This is a genomic window from Rhizobium sp. KDH_Rht_773_N, assembly GCF_052946295.1.
In genome coordinates this window covers 3,396,464-3,414,345 of record NZ_CM129525.1, presented here as the reverse complement: position 1 = coordinate 3,414,345, position 17,882 = coordinate 3,396,464, and the positions used below count along the sequence as shown (strand labels likewise).

Here is a 17,882-nt window from a genome sequence, read left to right as displayed (position 1 = left end):
AGGGGACGTGGCAAACGCGGCCTGTGAAGAAGCGGAGACGGTACGGCATATCCCCTTCTCCCCAGCGGGGAGAAGGTGGCCCGAAGGGTCGGATGAGGGGGCTCCAGGCGCGACCGAAGATGTGAATCTTCTCGCCCTCAAGGCTTCCCGTTCTTCCACACCACATCCTGCCCGTAGAGCGGGATGGTCGAAATCGACATCTTCGCCGATCCATCCGTCACCTGCCGCGAATGGGCGAGATAGATCAGCGTATTGTTGGTCTTGTCGTAGATCCGGTTGACCGCAAGCGTCTTCCAGATCAGCGACATGCCCTGTCGGAACACCTCGCTGCCATCCTTGGACATGTCGATATTGCCGATCTCGATCGGCCCCGTCTGGCGGCAGGCGATGGAATTGTTGGAAGGGTCCTCGAACCAGTTGCCGTTCTTGAACCGGTCGATCAGGCTGCGGTCGAAATAGGTGACATGGCATGTCACGCCTTTCACCTCGGGATCGGACACCGCCTCGACAATGATGTCATTGCCGATCCAGTCGACCCCGACCTTGCCGACGACCTCTGCCGAGGTCGCGCCTGCGGAGCCGGCAAGGAATGCTGCGGCGAGGAAAACATTGCGGAACGTGGACATGGCAACTCCCGTGTTGATCCGGAAGCTAAGATAAGAATGACCTTAATCTTTACAAGAAACGGCAAGTCATGCCTTGCGGCAGGTGCAGGGCTCGTAGCCGGAGGCCGTCAACCGGCCGGGCTTCATGCCGATCACGGCGGGAATGGCAGCAACCGTCGCGGCCTTGACCGCCTTTGCCATCTCGATTGCCGCCGCCGCACAGACGGCGGCATCTTCCGCCGCATTGTGGTGGACGAAACGCAGGCCGAGATGGTCGGCAATCAGGTTCAGCCGGTGCGACAGGAAATGCGGCCAGATGCGCTGCGCCATCTTCAGGCTGCAGAGATAGGTCAGTTCCGGATAGGATTGCCGGTAGAGATCGAGGCTTGCCCGCCAGACGCTGAAATCGAAGGCGGCATTATGGGCGATCATCGTGGCGCCGCGGAAATCGTCGACGAACTCGTCCATGACTTCGGGAAATTCCGGCGCATCCTCGACATGTTCGGGCCGGATGCCGTGAATGGCGATATTCATGCCGGAAAAGCGCATGTCGCGCGGCCGGATCAGCCGCTCCTCCACCCGCGTCACCTGCCCGTCCTCGATCCAGGCAAGCCCGACCGAGCAGGCGCTGCCGCGCTGTTCGTTGGCTGTCTCGAAATCGATGGCGATGGTCTTCACGGGGCAAATATCCGAATCGTCTGTGCTACTGGAATAAGGATAGCTGCATCCGAAGGCAAATCATGCCCTGTTGACATCTGCACGCGAATGGCGAAACTCCCGCCCATGATCAACTCTGTGACCCACAATATGCATCTTATCACCACGACCCTTGCAGGGTACGCGGGAACGATGCTGCGTCACTAGCAGTCCGATCATCCCCGAAAACCCTGCCGAGGAAAGCAGGGTTTCGGAAACTCCGCTCTCCTCTTTTGAAACCCAAGGAGAGCATGATGTCAGCCAGTCAGGATACCCCACCCGAAAAACCTTCCTTGCCGGGCCTTGTCGTGCGCGCCCTGCGCATGAGCGACGCCGAGGCCGTCACCGAACTGATGAACCTGCCCGGCTACCGCGCCGGCACGCTGCGCCCGCCCTTTCAAAGCATCGACGCGGTGCGCAAGCGCATGGAAAACCCCTCGCCCGGCGCGCTCAATCTCGTCGTCGAACTCGACGGCAAGCTCGTCGCCAATGCCGGCATGAACCGCTTCGAGGGACGGCGCCAGCACGCGGCAAATCTCGGCATGGGGGTGCATGACGATTTCACCGGCCGCGGCATCGGCACCTTCCTGATGGCCGCCATCCTCGACGCCGCCGACAACTGGCACGACATCAAACGGATGGAGTTGACCGTCTACACCGACAACACGGCCGCCATCCGCCTCTATGAAAAATTCGGCTTCGAGAAGGAGGGCCTGCTCCGCTCCTTCGGCTATCGCGACGGGCAATATGTCGATGCCTATACGATGGCGCGGCTGAGGGCGTGAAACCTCTCCTCCGTCATGCTCGGGCCTGTCCCGAGCATGACGGAGGACAATCTGTGCGACCGTTAGCATCTTGAGATCGTCACGACAAATTTTGAAACTGAAACGAGAGTATATCGACTTTTTGGTGTGCTTTTGATCTTATACTCGCAGTCACTCGAAGGAACACATTTATGGACGAATCGCTTCTTGTAACATTGGGCAACGACCGAATCTCTAGCCGCCAAATTGACGAGTTGGTTGGGCTTGCACGGGGGCTCGTTGCCGACGGTACAATCAACAGACGGGAAGTCGAGTTTCTGCAGAAATGGCTGGCTGCGAATGGCTCGGTTAGCGATCAGCCGATCATTCGCACACTCTATATGCGGGTTGCTGAAATACTGGCCGACGGTGTCGTTGACGAAATGGAAAAGGAAGAACTCTTCGATACGTTAAACCGTTTCGCAGACGGAGGTTTCGAATTGGGTGAAGCGCTGAAGGCAACATCCCTTCCCTTGGATTCGCCTCTGCCGGAACTAACATTTGACGGACAAAACTATTGCTTCACGGGCACGTTTAATTTCGGTCAGCGGAAACATTGCGAAGAAGCGGTAACAACAAGAGGCGGCTTCGCAGGAGGTCTAACAAGAAAGACGAACGTTTTGGTTATCGGTGTTTACGCAACGGATTCATGGAAGCATTCGTCTTTTGGCAACAAGATCTTGAAAGCATGCGAGCTTCGAGAGAATGGCCATCCCATTGCCATTGTGTCTGAAGAGCATTGGGTGAAACATCTGTGATGTTTCACTTAATTTCGGTCCTACTTGTCCAATAAGGAAACCATTTCCATCCATTCAATCTCAGTCAGAATTCTGACATTAAATTTCCGTGCGTCTTGCAGCTTAGATCCCGCACCCGGTCCTGCAATAACCATATCGGTTTTCGCTGACACTGAGCCAGAAACTCGGGCGCCTAGTCGCTCGGCAGTTGCCTTTGCCTCGTTACGAGACATGTGTTCAAGATTGCCGGTAAAAACCACAGTCTTACCCGATATCGCACTATCTACTTTTTCCAAAACTTTGTGCTTTTCGGTAATCTGACCTAATAGGTCATTTACTGCATCATAGTTATGCTTTTCGCTGAAAAACTCGATCAAAGAATCCGTCGCAACCTCCCCGACGTCCTTCATCTTCACTAGGCTGATGTACGGCTGCCTAGGAGCAGATTCCCGAGCTTCTGCGACTGCTTTTTGTACAGCAGCTGCTCCGCCGTATCGAGCGAGAAGGTTCATTCGCTGGCGTTGACTGAGCCCCACACCAGTCAGCCAAGCATCTGCAGACAGATGACCGGCGACAGACATATTTGGCCCTACGGAATCCAGCAATTTGCCCAACGCAATTTCGCCAACTTGATCAATGTTCTTAAGATCGCTCCAGGCCTTGCCCGGACGGCCAGACGCTGCATCGCTTACCGCCTGCATCAGGCTCTCGAAACTACCAAATTCATTGGCAAGAGCTTTGGCGGAAACCTCTCCGATGTTTCTGATACCCAGAGCAAATATCAGCCTCTCGAGTAGGACTTCCTTCGCCCTATCGATAGAATCGAATAGCTTTTCAACACCCTCGAACTTCCGGTCTTTGTCCGCGGAGACTTTTTTCCGTACTTTTCCCGTGCGCTCTTCACGGGCTTGCTGTTGTTCTTCGCGATATTGAAGGACGACTTGCTTGACTTCCTCGGCGTGGACATGAAGCCTGAAAATATCCCCAGGCGTTTTCAGCAGACCCGCATTGAAAAACAACTCGACGTACTGCTCACCGAAGCCTTCGATATCGAAGGCAGGGCGTGAAACAAAGTGCTTCAGCCGCTCAATTTGCTGGGCAGAACATATCAGCCCCCCGGTACAACGACGCACAGATTCACCGGCTTCACGCACCGCATGCGAACCGCAGACCGGGCACACCTTGGGAAACTGGTAGGGCGCGGCATCCACCGGCCGCTTTTCCATCACCACGTCGAGCACCTGCGGGATCACATCACCGGCCCGCTGCACGATCACGGTATCGCCGATGCGGATATCGTGCTCCTCCTCGCGGATGCGCTCGCCGCTATTGCCGATGCCCCTGATATAATCCTCGTTGTGCAGCGTCGCATTGGTGACGACCACGCCGCCGACGGTAATCGGCGTCAGACGCGCGACCGGCGTCAAGGCGCCCGTGCGGCCGACCTGGATGTCGATATTCTCGACGATGGTGAAGGCCTGCTCGGCCGGGAACTTGTGCGCCGTCGCCCAGCGCGGGCTGCGCGAGCGGAAGCCGAGGCGCTGCTGCAGTTCGAGACTGTCGACCTTGTAGACGACACCGTCGATATCGTAATCGAGATCAGGCCGTTCGAGGCCGATCTCGGCATAGTGGGCAAGGATATCGTCCACCGAGCTTAGCCGTTTCATCAGCGGATTGACCGGAAAACCCCAGCTCCTGAAAGTCTCGACCATGCCCATCTGCGTATCGGCGGGCATCTCCGACATCTCGCCCCAGGCATAGGCGAAGAATCGCAGCTTGCGGCTTGCCGTCACCTTGGCGTCGAGCTGGCGCAGCGAGCCGGCGGCCGTGTTGCGCGGATTGACATAGGTCTGCTTGCCCTCGGCTTCCATCTGGGCATTGAGCGCCATGAAGTCGCTCTTGGCCATGTAGACCTCGCCGCGCACTTCCACGACGGACGGAACGCCCCTGGGCAGCTCGTTCGGGATTTCCTTGATGGTGCGGATATTGGCCGTGACGTTTTCACCGGTCGTGCCGTCGCCGCGCGTGGCACCCGTCACTAGCTTGCCGTTCTCGTAGCGGATCGACATGGAGAGACCGTCGATCTTCGGTTCGGCGGTAAAGGCGATCGAATTGTCCGGCAGGCGGCCAAGGAAGCGGTAGACGCTGGCGACGAAATCGCGCACGTCTTCCTGCGAAAACGTGTTGTCGAGCGACAGCATCGGCCTGGAATGGACCACGGGCGCGAAAGTATTGGACGGCTGAGCGCCCACGCGGCGCGACGGGCTGTCCTCGCGGATCAGCTCCGGGAAACGCGCCTCGATCGCGTCGTTGCGGCGCTTGAGCGCATCATAATCCGCGTCCGAAATCTCCGGCTGGTCCTTGCCGTGATAGAGCGCGTCGTTATAGGCGATCGCCTTTGCCAGCCGCTCCAGCTCGGTGGCGGCATCTTCAAGGGTCAGGTCCTCAACAGCGACGGATTCGGTCGACATGCAGCTTCACTCCAGAGAATCTGCAATGGTTTTAGAGCAAAATCCCGCGATTGAAATAGTACCGACGTTTGGAATTATGGCTGCGCGTTGCGCATCCTGATGGCGCTGACATGCAATGTCGTGTCTCGCAGAGCCTTCACCGGCGTGAGACTATCGACGACCTTGAGCTCGATGCCGCGCGGTGCAAATTCCCGGTGAAGCCCCGACAGGGCCGTAAGCGCGAGCGGCACGACGGTACTGCGCGACACCCACATTCCGGCATCCTGAATATCTTCGAAATGATCCAGCGGCATCTCGTAGCGATGGATGGTTTCGGTCTCCAGTCGCTCCAGCCAGCCGCGCTCGATATAGGCGGTACCCCGCCAGCCACCGAGCAGGCTCTGATCCTCCGCGGTCGTATCGGACTTTGCCCAGACCAGGATGCGCGGGCAATCGCGTGGAAAGAGATATAGGAAGTCATTGATATCATCGATCGCCCAGACGAGCGGCCCGTTCAGCCATTCCTGGCCCGGCGGACGCTCGGATGGAATGCGAACCGGACGCGGCTCGAAGACGGCAATGGCGGGATCGTCACTGAAATGGAAAAGCCGCATGAATGGACCTCACCGCTGGGCAAGGTCACATATCCTAACGCCCTCAGCTTGTCACCGTTGTCACCCGCAAGGGAATCTAACCATTGCCCGACAGCAGACGCGCCGCGGCCGCCCTTGCCTCTTCCGTCACGGAAGCCCCGGCAAGCATGCGGGCAATCTCTTCGGTGCGGTCCTTCTGCGCCATGGTGGCAACGCGCGTGGCGATCTTGTCGGAACCTTCTCCGGACGGTCCTTTGGAGATCAACAAATGCGTGGCGGCGCGTGCCGCGACTTGCGGTGCATGGGTAACGGAGAGAACCTGCACACGCTCGGAAAGCCGCTTCAGCCGCTGGCCGATCGCATCGGCCACGGCACCCCCCACACCCGTATCAATTTCGTCAAAGACGAGTGTCGGCGCCGAGCCGCGGTCGGCGAGCGCCACCTTGAGCGCCAGCAGGAAACGAGAGAGTTCGCCGCCCGAGGCAACCTTCATGATCGAGCCCGGCCGCGTGCCCGGATTGGTCTGGACATGGAATTCGACGACATCGATGCCCTCGGCCGTCGCTTCCTCCGCATCGGTGGTGATCTCCACCATGAAGCGGGCGCGTTCAAGCTTGAGGGCCGGCAGCTCGGCCATGACGGCCTGCGCCAGCGCGTCGCCGGCATGATGGCGCTTTCCCGAAAGCGTGCGCGCGGCGGCCTCATAATTGGCCTTGGCGACACCCACTTCCTTTTCAAGCTTGGACAGACGCTCCTCGCCGGCATCGAGATCGGCAAGATCGTTGATCATGCGCACGGCAAGTGCCGGAAGCTCGGTGACCGGAACGGAATATTTGCGCGAGGCCGCACGCAGCGCAAACAGCCGCTCCTCGACGCGCTCCAGCTCCTTCGGGTCGTATTCGGTCTTGCGCAGCGCCGCTTCCACTTCCATCTGCGCGTTGGAAAGCTGGTCCAGCGCGGCGTCCAGCAGCGCCACCGTGTCTTCCAGCAGGCCGGGCGCCTCATGGCTCTTGCGCTCGAGACGGCGCACCAGCGAGGCGATATGCGGCACCGGAGAGGCATTGCCGTTCAGGAATTCGGAAGCCTCGGCAATATCGCCGGCAATGCGCTCCGCCTTCATCATCTTCTGGCGGCGGTCGGCAAGTTCGTCCTCCTCGCCGTCGCGCGGCGAGAGTTTTTCCAGCTCCTCGACCGACGCCCGCAGATAGTCCGCCTCGCGGGCCGCAGCCTCGACCTTCTCGCGGTGCTTCTTGAGCGTGCGTTCGCTGTCGCGCCACTGGCGGTAAAGCGCCGCCACGCCCTGCACATCCTCGCTGATGCCGGCAAAGGCATCCAGCAGCGTCCTGTGGGCATTTGTATCGACAAGCGCGCGGTCGTCGTGCTGGCCGTGGATCTCGACCAGCATCTGGCCGGCCTGGCGCATCAGCTGCACGCTGACCGGCTGGTCGTTCACATAGGCCTTGGTGCGGCCGTCGGAGGATTGCTGGCGGCGGAAGATCAGGTCGCCTTCGTCGTCGATGCCGTTTTCGCGCAAGAGCTTGCGGGCGCCGTGATCCATGCCGACATCGAAGACGGCCGTCACCTGCCCCTTGTCCTCGCCATGGCGCACGAGGCCGCCGTCGCCGCGCCCGCCAAGAGCCAGCGAAAGACTGTCGAGCAGGATGGATTTGCCAGCACCCGTCTCACCCGTCAGCACGGAGAGGCCGGTCTCGAAGGCAAGATCCAGCCGCTCGATCAGAACGATATCGCGGATCGAAAGCTGGATCAGCATTGGCCTCAGGAACCGAGAAGGAGTTTCTTGCCCGCTGCGGCGATCCACGAACCCTTGTTTTCACGCGGCTCCGCGCCACCCGACTGCAGCAGCTTGTACGAATCAGCATACCACTGGCTGTCGGGATAATTGTGACCGAGGACGGCGGCGGCGGTCTGCGCCTCTTCGACCACACCCATCGCGTAATAGGCTTCGACGAGACGGGCAAGCGCCTCCTCGACCTGGTTCGTGTTCGGATATTTCTCGACGACGATGCGGAAGCGCGAGATCGCGGCGAGATATTCCTTGCGCTCCATATAGTAGCGGCCGACCTGCATCTCCTTGCCGGCGAGCTGGTCGCGCGCGAAGCGGATCTTGGCCTGCGCGTCGTCGACATATTCGGAGTCGGGATAGTTGTCGACGACGGCCTGCATCGCCTCGATCGTCTTCTGCGAGGCGCGCTGGTCCTGCGTCACGTCGACGATCTGCTTGGAATAGGTCAGCCCCACGAGATACTGCACATAGGCGGCATCCTTGGATTTCGGATACTGCGCCATGTATTTGTTGCCCGACGCGAGCGCGTCGTCGAAGCGGCCCTGGCGGTATTTGACGAAGGTGCTCATGACGAGCGCCTTGCGCGCCCATTCCGAGAACGGGTTCTGCGCGTCGATCGCGTCGAACTTGCGCGCCGCCTCGGCCATGTTGCCGGCCTTCATGTTGGCAAGGCCCTGCGTGTAGAGCACATCAGGCGGATCGGTCTCAAGGCCGAGCTTGGTGATGTCGATATCAGGGTCCGACTGGCAGCCGGAAATCAAGGCGCCTGCGCTCAGCACCATCAAGGATGCGAGCAAAGCGCGCGCTGTCTTCATCATCATGTCAGACCTTGCATAAGCCATTCGAAAGAATCCCACCGCCGCCGTCCACTCCACGGCAGCCACGCCTAGCTGGCGTTTCTAGCCACAAATACCCATCGAGAGCAACGCAATGATCACGCATTAACGCATTTTTGTGGCAGCACCGCCGAGAATGTCGGGCTTTTCACCAGCATTCGAAGCGGCGACGGCTAAATATATGCCGTAAAACATCTATCGGCGCGCCCGTCCGCCCCTTCCCCATAAAAAAACCGCCCCCGTTGGGAGGCGGCCCTGGCCTTAATTGGTATACTGGAGGTCATGCCGACCAGGGGGCGAATTCCGGAGCGCTGACTGCGATGAATTCGCGAACGGCAACGCGCTGGCGCGGCGTCGAGGTCTCGACCACTTCATAGGCGGTCGGGTCGCTCAGCAGCGCCTTGAGAGCGTTGGCGTTCATCTTGTGGCCGCCGCGATAGGAACGGTAGCAGCCGATGAACTGTGCACCGGCAAGCGCCAGGTCGCCGACGGCATCCAGCGTCTTGTGACGCACGAACTCGTCCTTGGCGTAGCGCAGGCCTTCGACATTGATGACGGTATTGTCGTCGGAAATGACGACCGAGTTTTCGAGCGAGGAGCCGAGAGCGTGGCCCGAGGCCCAGAGACGCTCGACATCGCGCATGAAGCCGAAGGTGCGCGCACGCGACAGCTCGGTCTTGAAGACGGCGGCGGTGAGATCGCCTTCCCACTTCTGGCGGCCGATCAGCGGGCACTCGAAATCGATCTCGACTTCGAAGCGCGTGCCGTCATAGGGGCGGAACTCGCTCCAGGAACCGCCATGCTCGATGCGAACCGGCTTGGTGATGCGGATGTAGCGGCGCTTGACGCCGAGGGAAACGAGGCCGACCTGTTCGATGGCTTCGACGAAGGGAACCGAGCTGCCATCCATGATCGGCATTTCGGCGCCGGTGACTTCGATGACGACATTGTCGAGGCCGAGCGCATAGACGGCCGCCATGACATGTTCGATCGTCGCGACGGAATGGGCCGGCGAGAAGCCGAGAACGGTGCAGAGATCGGTATTGCCGACCTGCGAGGAAACGGCCTTCAGTTCGGTGACGTCACCGTTTTCATGCACGCGCTGGAAGACGACGCCGGTGCCGGCTTCGGCCGGATTGAAGGTGATCGAAACGTCGGCACCCGAATGAACGCCGATGCCCGAAAGAGTCACCGGACGCGATACCGTCGTCTGAAAGACCAACAAGCCAAGTCCCATAAGTTCTGCCTTTATTCTTCCGCACCCGCTGTTGCCGTCAGGCCGGATCTTTCTTCTACACTGCCCGAACCACGCCAAGCGGACTCTAAGGGCAGTTCGCTTGCCTCATACTTACGTGGACCGGCGCTGCAATCCAAATCACTGTTCGTTTCGATTTGTTACGAAATCCGCAGCGGCAAAAGCATTTAGAATTCAAGCATGTAGAAATGCAAACGCCCGGGATTTCGATCCCGGGCGTTTTCTGTGGAGAAGTGCGCTTCTCAGTTCGACTGCCGGCGCAGGAAGGCCGGGATTTCCAGCTGGTCGTCTTCCTGCATCATGCGGGCCTGCGGCACCGCGCGGCCCTGGTCGTCAAGGTTGCCGCGACGCGGTGCGTAGAGGCTTGCTTCCGGCGACAGCGGGCGGCGCTGCTGCGAAGAAGCCGCCGGCGCGGAGGTCATTTCCGGAGCGACTTCCTCTTCGCGACGGCCGAGCGAATTGGTGATTCGCTTCAGCAGTCCCATCGGGCCGCGCTCTTCCTGAACGTGGGAAGCGGCCGGCTGCGAGCGGTGGTCGAGTTCGGCCTGGACGACCGGCGGGAAGTCTTCGACCTTCGGCATGCGGACCGGCTCGGGCGCCTGGCGGATGACCGGCTCATGGCGGACCGGCTGCTGCTGCATGACCGGCTGCGGAGCCGGCTGCTGCATCACGGGAGCCTGCTGGACCGGAGCCGGGCGGATGACAGGGGCCGCTTCCGGGGCGGAAGCGAAGATCCTGCTCTGCGGGCGGAAGGTTTCCTGCATGACCGGCTGCTGCTGGATCGGAGCAGCGGCACGCGGGGCCGGGATTTCCAGTTCGCGTTCCATCGCGACTTCAGCCTCGCGGATGGTCTGCGCAATCTGGTCGGCCTTCGGTGCCTGCATCACCGGAGCAGGCTGAACTGCGGCCGGTGCCGGAGCAACGGCCGCGGAGGGACGGATAGCGGGCTTTGCGGCCGGCTGGAACACGCGGTCGGTGCCCTCGCCCATGGCACGATCGATGCCGGTCGCGACGACCGACACGCGGATGATGCCTTCGAGCGATTCGTCGAAGGTCGCGCCGAGGATGATGTTGGCGTCCGGATCGACTTCTTCGCGGATGCGGGTCGCAGCTTCGTCGACTTCGAAGAGCGTGAGGTCGCGACCGCCGGTGATGGAGATCAGCAGGCCCTGCGCGCCCTTCATCGAGGTTTCGTCTAGCAGCGGGTTGGCGATTGCCGCTTCGGCGGCCTGCATGGCGCGGCCCGAACCGGAGGCTTCGCCGGTACCCATCATTGCACGACCCATTTCGCGCATGACCGAGCGGACGTCGGCGAAGTCGAGGTTGATGAGACCTTCCTTCACCATCAGGTCGGTGATGCAGGCAACGCCCGAATAGAGAACCTGGTCGGCCATGGCGAAGGCGTCGGCGAAGGTCGTCTTGTCGTTGGCGATACGGAAGAGGTTCTGGTTCGGAATGACGATGAGCGTATCGACAGACTTCTGCAGTTCCTGGATGCCGGCTTCGGCCAGGCGCATGCGGCGCCCGCCTTCGAAGTGGAACGGCTTGGTGACGACGCCGACCGTCAGGATGCCCTTGTTGCGGGCGGCCTGTGCGACGACGGGAGCAGCACCCGTACCGGTGCCGCCGCCCATGCCGGCGGTGACGAAGCACATATGCGTGCCGTTCAGGTGATCGATGATCTCGTCGATGCACTCTTCTGCGGCCGCACGGCCGACTTCCGGCTGCGAACCTGCGCCGAGGCCTTCGGTGACGTTGGCGCCGAGCTGGATGACCCGTTCGGCCTTCGTCATGGTCAGCGCCTGGGCATCCGTATTGGCAACGACGAAGTCGACGCCCTGGAGGCCCGCGGAGATCATGTTATTGACAGCATTGCCGCCGCCGCCGCCGACGCCGAATACGGTGATGCGCGGCTTCAATTCGGTGATGTCAGGCTTCTGCAGCTTGATAGTCATGGTACCTGTTCCTTCTCTTTATGGCCGCATCGCCACGCCGGCCAATTCACTCAATTTCAAAAGCTTTCCTTCAGCCACTGGCCCATGCGGGCGATGCGGCTGTTATTTCCCCCAAGCGACAGGAGCAGGCTGCTCTGTGACGCATGTGTTTCCATGTCCGCGACCTGCGGATAGATCATCAGCCCCACGGCCGTCGAAAAGGCCGGTCCCTTGGCTGCCGTCGGCAGGCCCGAGACACCCATCGGACGGCCGATGCGAACGTTGCGGGCCAGGATGCGGCGCGCCACTTCGGCAAGGCCGGTCAGCTGGCTTGCGCCGCCCGTCAGCACGACACGCTTGCCGACGATCGGGCTGAAGCCCGAGCGCTGGATGCGGTCGCGGATGAGTTCCATCGTCTCCTCGATGCGCGCCGAAACGATGCGCGAAACCAGAGCCCGCGGCACCTGCGTCGGCTGATCGCGATCATCCTCGCCGATCGGCGGAATGGAGATCAGCTCGCGCTCGTCGGAAGAGTTGGTCAGCGCCGAAGCGTGGACCACCTTCAAACGTTCAGCATCCTCGATCCGTGTGGAAAGGCCGCGTGCGAGGTCGGTCGTCACATGATGACCGCCGAGGCCGACAGCATCGGTATGGACCAGCTTGCCCTCGGCAAAGACCGAAATCGTCGTCGTGCCGCCGCCCATGTCGATGGCCGCACAGCCAAGTTCGACTTCATCGTCGACCAGTGCGGCAAGACCGGATGCATAAGGTGTCGCAACGATTCCTTCCACCGAAAGATGCGCCCGGTTGACGCTGAGCTCGAGATTTTTAAGCGCCGAGCGTTCGGCGGTGACGACATGCATGTCGACGCCGAGCGCATCGCCGTACATTGCCAGCGGATCGCGAATGCCGCGCTCGCCGTCGAGCGAAAAGCCCGTTGCCAGCGAATGCAGCACGGCGCGGTCCTGTCGCAGCGACTGCTGGCAGGCGGCCGACAGCACCTTCTTCAGGTCGTTCAGCTCGACTTCCTGGCCGCCGAGATCGATGGTGGCGGTATAGATATCGCTGCCGAGACGGCCGGCCGTCAGGTTGACGATCAGGCTCTCGACGGTGAGGCCCGCCATACGCTCGGCCGCATCGACGGCGAGACGGATGACGCCTTCCAGCGCGTCGAGATCGGCGATCACGCCGGTCTTGATGCCGCGCGAACGCTGATGGCCGATGCCGATGATCTCGATATTGTGCGTGCGGCCCGGCAGGATCTGGCTTTCCTCGCGCGGCGTCAGCCGGCCGATCATGCAGACGACCTTGGTCGAGCCGATATCGAGCACCGAAACGATATGCGACCGCTTCGACGAAAGCGGCTTCAGGCGCGGCAATCCGAAATGGGATGAACCGAACATGCTCATATATTCTGCCCCGCCTTCTTCAAATCCTTGGTGCGCGCCGCGACCGCCGCCTGCCGGCGGGCTGCCGCCTCCGGCGTCAGCTGGATCGTCGTGCGATCCGGCAGCCTCAGATCGACCGCAGCGATATCGCGCTCCAGAAGCTGCTGTTCCCTGTCGAATTTCGAAAGCGCCGCAAGCGCCTGATCGACATCGTCTTCCGGCAGCTTGACGACGACGCCATTGTCCATGTGCAGGTCCCAGCGGCGGCCGGACACCCAGACATAGGCCTTCACGCGCGACTTGACGTCCGGCCACTTCGCAAAGATATCCTCGAGCGAGGCCGCGGCAGTTTCGGCATCGCGGCCGACGACGAGCGGCAGGGTCGAAAACTTGTTGTCGCGAAGCGGCGCGATCACGCTGCCGTTCTTCTCGATCAGCGAAAGCTCCTGGCCGTGCTGCCAGATGGCGTAAGCGCTGCGCTCCGAAAGCTTCACCTCGATCGTCTTCGGATAGACCTTGCGGACTTCGACATTCTCGACCCAGGGAAGGCGCGCGATCTTCTGGCGGGCGGCATCGACATCGAGCGCGACGAGCGATGTCGTGCCGTCGAGGCCGAGAAGCTGCAGGATCTCGATTTCCGAAGTCTGACTGTTGCCCGAGACCTTCACATCCTCGATGGCAAATCCGACGGCGCTTGTCGTCGCCTGCGCCACGACCTCGGTGTGACCGCCAAGCGACATGCCGTAAAGGCCGGTCGCGGCCAGGAAGCCGAGCGCCGAAACGGTGCCCGTATGGGCCGGGATATGAATACGGCCGGTCCCGAGACTGACGAGGAAGCGCACGACACGGCGCAGCGGCCGCGGCAGCACGCGCCGGTCCTCGGCCTCCGCATAGGGAAGCTCGGCATGACGGCTGGGGCGCCCTATCCTTTTGACCGTCAACGCAAACAAGACGCGTCCTCCACCATCCACCGGAGAAATGCACCAAAGGAATATCCGGCATGGCCGGCCATTTCGGGCACAAGGGAGGTTGGCGTCATGCCTGGCTGGGTATTGACCTCCAGCCAGATGAGCTCGCCGTCTTCGGAGAAACGATCGTCGTAACGAAAGTCGGACCGACTGACGCCGCGGCAACCGATTGCTTGATGCGCCCTTAACGCCAATGTTTGTATTTTTTGGTAAATTTTCGGTGAAATTTTAGCCGGCAAGACATGTTTTGAACCGCCCGCCGCATACTTGGAGTCGTAATCATAGAAATTGTGGCCCTGCGGCACCACCTCGATGACATCCATGGGTTGATCGCCCATGACGCCGCAGGTCAGCTCGCGACCATGGATATAACGCTCGACGATGACCTCTTCGCCATAGCGCCATTCGGCCGAGCCGATGATCTGCGGCGGATGCGCCTGATCCTCGCCGACGATGACGACACCGAAGCTGGAGCCTTCCCGCACGGGCTTGACCACATAAGGCGCCTTCATCGGATGTTCCGACGGAAACGAGAAGCGGTTCAGCACCTGCGATTCGGCCACCGGGACGCCGGCGGCAGCGGCCACGCGCTTCGCCTTGCCCTTGTCCATGGCAAGCGCGGAGGCAAGCACGCCCGAATGCGTGTAGGGGATCTGCAGATATTCGAGGATGCCCTGTATCGTGCCGTCCTCGCCGAAAGGCCCATGCAAGGCATTGAAGGCAACATCGGGCTTCAGGGCGGAGAGCTTTTCGGAAACGTCGCGGTCGACATCGATACGCGTTACCTTGAAACCTTCGGCCTCGAGAGCATCGGCACACGCCTTTCCCGAAGAAAGGCTGACGGGCCTCTCCGAGGAAAATCCGCCCATCAGGACAGCTACGTGCTCGCGACTCATCAACACCCCCAAAAATAACTTTCACTCTGCCGGACCGAAGCTTGCGCGGAGCTGTTGCTCCGATCGGTGGCCTTTGTCTGGCTTGGGTGCATTAGAGCATCATTATGGTTAACGAACCGTTTACTTTCGTTAACTCCCGGCTCCTAACATTTGCAATTTTTTGCCTTTTGCCGATTTGCCGCTTTCCGGCATCATGCAATGCGCAAGCTTACGAGACGCTGGAAAAATCCATGTCTTCAAAGGGATATGGAATCGCGTTCATCCATGAAGAGAAGCGGCCGGCGAAACGGCACTCCCGGGCATGAAGGATCGCCGACGAGACGCGGCACTTTCGTTAATCAATGCGAGTCGCCCGGCCCTGCCCGGCGCTCGGCGCAAAAGAAGCAAGATGACCCGGATCGAAACACATCCGCTGCCCGGGATCGGCAAAGCCGGCAGGTGCGGGCAAAGGCGGGAAAAAATAATACAATTTACGTCATATTCTTGCGCCTTCTGGCATTTGCGCATGATGAAAATTGCGTTAAGACCCCATCAGCCTTCCCAAGGCAAATCCGTAAACTGAATGGAATAACAATGTCTGACGCGATATCCGTATCGCCGACTCCCGCTTCGAACAGCACGCAAGTCAATTCCCCGGCTCGTGTTCTGATCGCGAGCCTTATCGGCACCACGATCGAATTTTTTGACTTCTACGTCTATGCGACGGCAGCCGTCATCGTCTTCCCCCACCTCTTCTTCCCGTCGAGCGATCCGACTTCCGCGCTCCTGCAGTCGCTCGTGACCTTCTCGATCGCCTTCTTCGCCCGCCCCTTCGGCGCCGTGGTCTTCGGCCATTTCGGCGACAAGATCGGCCGCAAGGCGACGCTTGTGGCGGCTCTCATGACCATGGGCCTTTCGACCGTGGTCATCGGCATCCTGCCGGGTTACGACGCGATCGGCATCGCCGCCCCGCTGCTGCTCGCGCTGTGCCGTTTCGGCCAGGGCCTCGGCCTCGGCGGCGAATGGGGCGGCGCCGTGCTGCTCGCGACGGAAAACGCCCCTCCCGGCAAGCGCAGCTGGTACGCCATGTTCCCGCAGCTCGGCGCGCCGATCGGCTTCATCCTCTCCTCCGGCTTCTTCCTGATTCTGGCGGAGACCATGAGCAACGAGGATTTCCTCGCTTACGGCTGGCGCATTCCCTTCATCGCCAGCCTCGCGCTCGTCGCCGTCGGCCTCTATGTCCGCTTGAAGATCGCCGAAACGCCGGAATTCCAGAAGGCCGTCGAGAAACACGAGCGCGTCGCCGTTCCGGTCGCGACCGTCTTCCGCGGCCACCTGCGCAGTCTGATCCTCGGCACGTTCATCGCGGTCGCCACCTTCGTGCTCTTCTACCTGATGACGGTCTTCACGCTCTCCTGGGGCACGACGAAACTCGGCTATTCGCGTGAGCAGTTCCTGGTCGTCCAGCTCGTCGGCGTCGTCTTCTTCGGCCTGACGATCCCGCTGTCCGGATGGCTGTCCGACCGCTACTCGCGTCGCCTGATCCTGATCCTGACGACGATCGCCATCGCCATCTTCGGCTTCTTCTATGCCAGCCTGCTGACGGCGGGCCTGACCGGCGCCGTCCTGTGCTCGATCATCGGCCTCGGCCTGATGGGCTTCACCTATGGTCCGATCGGCGCGGCCCTGGCCGCCCCCTTCCCGACCATGGTGCGCTACACCGGCGCCTCGATGACCTTCAATCTCGGCGGCATTTTCGGCGCCTCGCTTGCTCCCTATATCGCCACCTGGCTCGCGACCAACTACAGCCTCACCTATGTCGGCTACTACCTCGCAGCCTCGGCGGCGATCTCGCTCCTCTGCATCCTTTTGTCGGGTCGCGAGGAAGTCTGAGACGTTTCAACAGAAACAGGAAGCCGCGACGCCCGCCGTCGCGGCTTTTTTGTTGATGCACGCAAGACTTCCGGCTAGCCAGACTTTCCGACAGCTAGAACGGGGAATGCGTCATGCGGTGCCTGATTACTGGAGCCTCCGGCTTTATCGGCAATGCCCTCGTGGAGAAATTGTACGGCAGAAGCGATATCGGGCTGACGCTGACCAGCCGCTCCAGGGATGCGATTTTTCCGGAAGGAAGCACCCATTTTCCCGTGTCGATCACCCCGGAAACCGATTGGACCGAGGCGCTGAAATCCATCGAGGTCGTCGTGCATCTCGCTGCCCGTGCGCATGTCCTCAAGGACGCCTCCGCCGATCCCCTTGAAGTGTTCCGCCGCGAGAATAGCGCTTCGGCGCTGAACCTGGCGGAACAGGCAGCAAGGGCCGGCGTCCGACGACTGGTGTTCATCAGCTCGATCGGCGTCAACGGGATGCGGAACGACCGCCCCTTCCGGCATGATGATCCGCCCGCCCCAACGGAACCCTACGCAATCTCGAAACACGAAAGCGAAATCGCCCTCAAGGCTGTTGCGGAGAGGACGGGGATGGAACTCGTTGTCATCCGCCCGCCGCTGGTCTACGGGCCGAATGCGCCGGGCAATTTCGCACGGCTGGTCAATCTCGTGCGCGGGCAGCTCCCGCTGCCGCTCGGCTCCGTGAAGAACCGGCGGACCTTGGTGGCGCTTTCCAATCTCGTCGATCTGATCATCCTGTGCATGCAGCACCCTGCCGCAGCCGGCGAGGTATTCCTGGCAGGGGACGGCGAGAGCCTCTCCACGCCCGACCTGATCCGCGCCATAGCCGACGGTCTCGGCATCAAGCCCGCCCTCTATCCTTTCCCGGTCCCGATCCTGCGAGGCGCCCTCACGCTCGCCGGCAGGCAGGCGCTGTTCGACCGCCTCTGCGGTTCGCTGCAGGTGGACATATCCCACGCCCGCGACGTGCTCGGCTGGTCGCCGGCCGTCACGCCGCGCGAGGGTCTGAGGCTGGCGGTAAAATAGCC

The 17,882-nt window shown here is 61.0% G+C and carries 15 protein-coding genes; 4 read left to right on the top strand and 11 right to left on the bottom strand.

What is annotated here, in order from left to right; genetic code table 11:
* Window positions 1-137 precede the first annotated feature (137 nt).
* Window positions 138-626, bottom strand: coding sequence for a CreA family protein (locus tag ACU8HS_RS16835; protein WP_112573622.1), 489 nt, complete (start codon window positions 624-626; stop codon window positions 138-140).
* 66 nt (window positions 627-692) lie between these two features.
* The gene (locus ACU8HS_RS16830; protein WP_112573624.1) at window positions 693-1,283 is read right to left on the bottom strand and encodes a 3'-5' exonuclease; all 591 of its coding nucleotides are present in this window, start codon (window positions 1,281-1,283) and stop codon (window positions 693-695) included.
* 272 nt (window positions 1,284-1,555) lie between these two features.
* Between ACU8HS_RS16830 and ACU8HS_RS16825 the strand changes: the two genes are divergently transcribed.
* Both ACU8HS_RS16825 and ACU8HS_RS16820 read left to right on the top strand, forming a co-directional pair.
* Entirely contained in the window at window positions 1,556-2,086 is a 531-nt protein-coding gene (locus ACU8HS_RS16825) for a GNAT family N-acetyltransferase (RefSeq protein WP_447015917.1), read from the top strand.
* Window positions 2,087-2,256: 170 nt separating this feature from the next.
* Complete coding sequence (locus ACU8HS_RS16820; RefSeq protein ID WP_113414159.1) at window positions 2,257-2,862, top strand: BRCT domain-containing protein; 606 nt, start codon at window positions 2,257-2,259, stop codon at window positions 2,860-2,862.
* 20 nt (window positions 2,863-2,882) lie between these two features.
* Here the strand turns inward: ACU8HS_RS16820 and ligA are convergent, their stop codons facing one another.
* The 9 genes from ligA to ACU8HS_RS16775 all read right to left on the bottom strand — a co-directional run bounded on the left by ligA (window position 2,883) and on the right by ACU8HS_RS16775 (window position 14,965).
* Window positions 2,883-5,312: an NAD-dependent DNA ligase LigA gene (gene ligA / locus ACU8HS_RS16815; protein ID WP_447014724.1), complete on the bottom strand. Its 2,430-nt coding sequence runs from the start codon at window positions 5,310-5,312 to the stop codon at window positions 2,883-2,885.
* A gap of 74 nt (window positions 5,313-5,386) precedes the next feature.
* The gene (locus ACU8HS_RS16810; protein ID WP_112753321.1) at window positions 5,387-5,905 is read right to left on the bottom strand and encodes a DUF6886 family protein; all 519 of its coding nucleotides are present in this window, start codon (window positions 5,903-5,905) and stop codon (window positions 5,387-5,389) included.
* Between the two features lie 76 nt (window positions 5,906-5,981).
* On the bottom strand, window positions 5,982-7,655 hold the full coding sequence (gene recN / locus ACU8HS_RS16805; protein WP_447014723.1) for a DNA repair protein RecN: 1,674 nt from the start codon (window positions 7,653-7,655) through the stop codon (window positions 5,982-5,984).
* A 5-nt stretch (window positions 7,656-7,660) separates the two neighbouring features.
* On the bottom strand, window positions 7,661-8,530 hold the full coding sequence (locus tag ACU8HS_RS16800; RefSeq protein WP_377310627.1) for an outer membrane protein assembly factor BamD: 870 nt from the start codon (window positions 8,528-8,530) through the stop codon (window positions 7,661-7,663).
* A 274-nt stretch (window positions 8,531-8,804) separates the two neighbouring features.
* Window positions 8,805-9,761, bottom strand: a complete 957-nt coding sequence (lpxC, locus tag ACU8HS_RS16795) for a UDP-3-O-acyl-N-acetylglucosamine deacetylase (RefSeq protein ID WP_447014722.1) — start codon at window positions 9,759-9,761, stop codon at window positions 8,805-8,807.
* A 260-nt stretch (window positions 9,762-10,021) separates the two neighbouring features.
* Entirely contained in the window at window positions 10,022-11,734 is a 1,713-nt protein-coding gene (gene ftsZ / locus ACU8HS_RS16790; protein ID WP_112564782.1) for a cell division protein FtsZ, read from the bottom strand.
* 56 nt (window positions 11,735-11,790) lie between these two features.
* Window positions 11,791-13,122, bottom strand: a complete 1,332-nt coding sequence (ftsA, locus tag ACU8HS_RS16785) for a cell division protein FtsA (RefSeq protein WP_112564780.1) — start codon at window positions 13,120-13,122, stop codon at window positions 11,791-11,793.
* Window positions 13,119-14,051 carry a cell division protein FtsQ/DivIB gene (locus ACU8HS_RS16780; RefSeq protein WP_112753318.1) on the bottom strand — a complete coding sequence of 311 codons (933 nt, stop codon included), beginning with the start codon at window positions 14,049-14,051 and terminating at the stop codon, window positions 13,119-13,121. Before ACU8HS_RS16780 ends, ftsA begins: the two co-directional genes overlap by 4 nt.
* Window positions 14,039-14,965 (bottom strand): D-alanine--D-alanine ligase, encoded by a 927-nt coding sequence (locus tag ACU8HS_RS16775; protein WP_112564775.1) that lies wholly within the window; start codon window positions 14,963-14,965, stop codon window positions 14,039-14,041. The genes ACU8HS_RS16780 and ACU8HS_RS16775 overlap by 13 nt, the downstream gene beginning before the upstream one ends.
* A 573-nt stretch (window positions 14,966-15,538) precedes the next feature.
* On the opposite strand from ACU8HS_RS16775, the gene ACU8HS_RS16770 reads away from it, so the two are divergent.
* Both ACU8HS_RS16770 and ACU8HS_RS16765 read left to right on the top strand, forming a co-directional pair.
* Window positions 15,539-16,837: an MFS transporter gene (locus ACU8HS_RS16770; RefSeq protein WP_112564773.1), complete on the top strand. Its 1,299-nt coding sequence runs from the start codon at window positions 15,539-15,541 to the stop codon at window positions 16,835-16,837.
* A gap of 113 nt (window positions 16,838-16,950) precedes the next feature.
* Entirely contained in the window at window positions 16,951-17,880 is a 930-nt protein-coding gene (locus ACU8HS_RS16765; protein ID WP_447014721.1) for an NAD-dependent epimerase/dehydratase family protein, read from the top strand.
* The last annotated feature ends 2 nt before the right edge of the window (window positions 17,881-17,882 follow it).

Excerpts from the sequence above, each read along its gene's own strand:
- ACU8HS_RS16800 (WP_377310627.1), bottom strand. The coding sequence starts at position 8,530 with ATGGCTTATGCAAGGTCTGACATGATGATGAAGACAGCGCGCGCTTTG.
- ACU8HS_RS16810 (WP_112753321.1), bottom strand. The coding sequence starts at position 5,905 with ATGCGGCTTTTCCATTTCAGTGACGATCCCGCCATTGCCGTCTTCGAG.
- ligA (WP_447014724.1), bottom strand. The coding sequence starts at position 5,312 with ATGTCGACCGAATCCGTCGCTGTTGAGGACCTGACCCTTGAAGATGCC.
- ftsZ (WP_112564782.1), bottom strand. The coding sequence starts at position 11,734 with ATGACTATCAAGCTGCAGAAGCCTGACATCACCGAATTGAAGCCGCGC.
- ACU8HS_RS16770 (WP_112564773.1), top strand. The coding sequence starts at position 15,539 with ATGTCTGACGCGATATCCGTATCGCCGACTCCCGCTTCGAACAGCACG.
- recN (WP_447014723.1), bottom strand. The coding sequence starts at position 7,655 with ATGCTGATCCAGCTTTCGATCCGCGATATCGTTCTGATCGAGCGGCTG.
- lpxC (WP_447014722.1), bottom strand. The coding sequence starts at position 9,761 with ATGGGACTTGGCTTGTTGGTCTTTCAGACGACGGTATCGCGTCCGGTG.
- ftsA (WP_112564780.1), bottom strand. The coding sequence starts at position 13,122 with ATGAGCATGTTCGGTTCATCCCATTTCGGATTGCCGCGCCTGAAGCCG.
- ACU8HS_RS16835 (WP_112573622.1), bottom strand. The coding sequence starts at position 626 with ATGTCCACGTTCCGCAATGTTTTCCTCGCCGCAGCATTCCTTGCCGGC.
- ACU8HS_RS16775 (WP_112564775.1), bottom strand. The coding sequence starts at position 14,965 with ATGAGTCGCGAGCACGTAGCTGTCCTGATGGGCGGATTTTCCTCGGAG.
- ACU8HS_RS16820 (WP_113414159.1), top strand. The coding sequence starts at position 2,257 with ATGGACGAATCGCTTCTTGTAACATTGGGCAACGACCGAATCTCTAGC.
- ACU8HS_RS16825 (WP_447015917.1), top strand. The coding sequence starts at position 1,556 with ATGTCAGCCAGTCAGGATACCCCACCCGAAAAACCTTCCTTGCCGGGC.
- ACU8HS_RS16765 (WP_447014721.1), top strand. The coding sequence starts at position 16,951 with ATGCGGTGCCTGATTACTGGAGCCTCCGGCTTTATCGGCAATGCCCTC.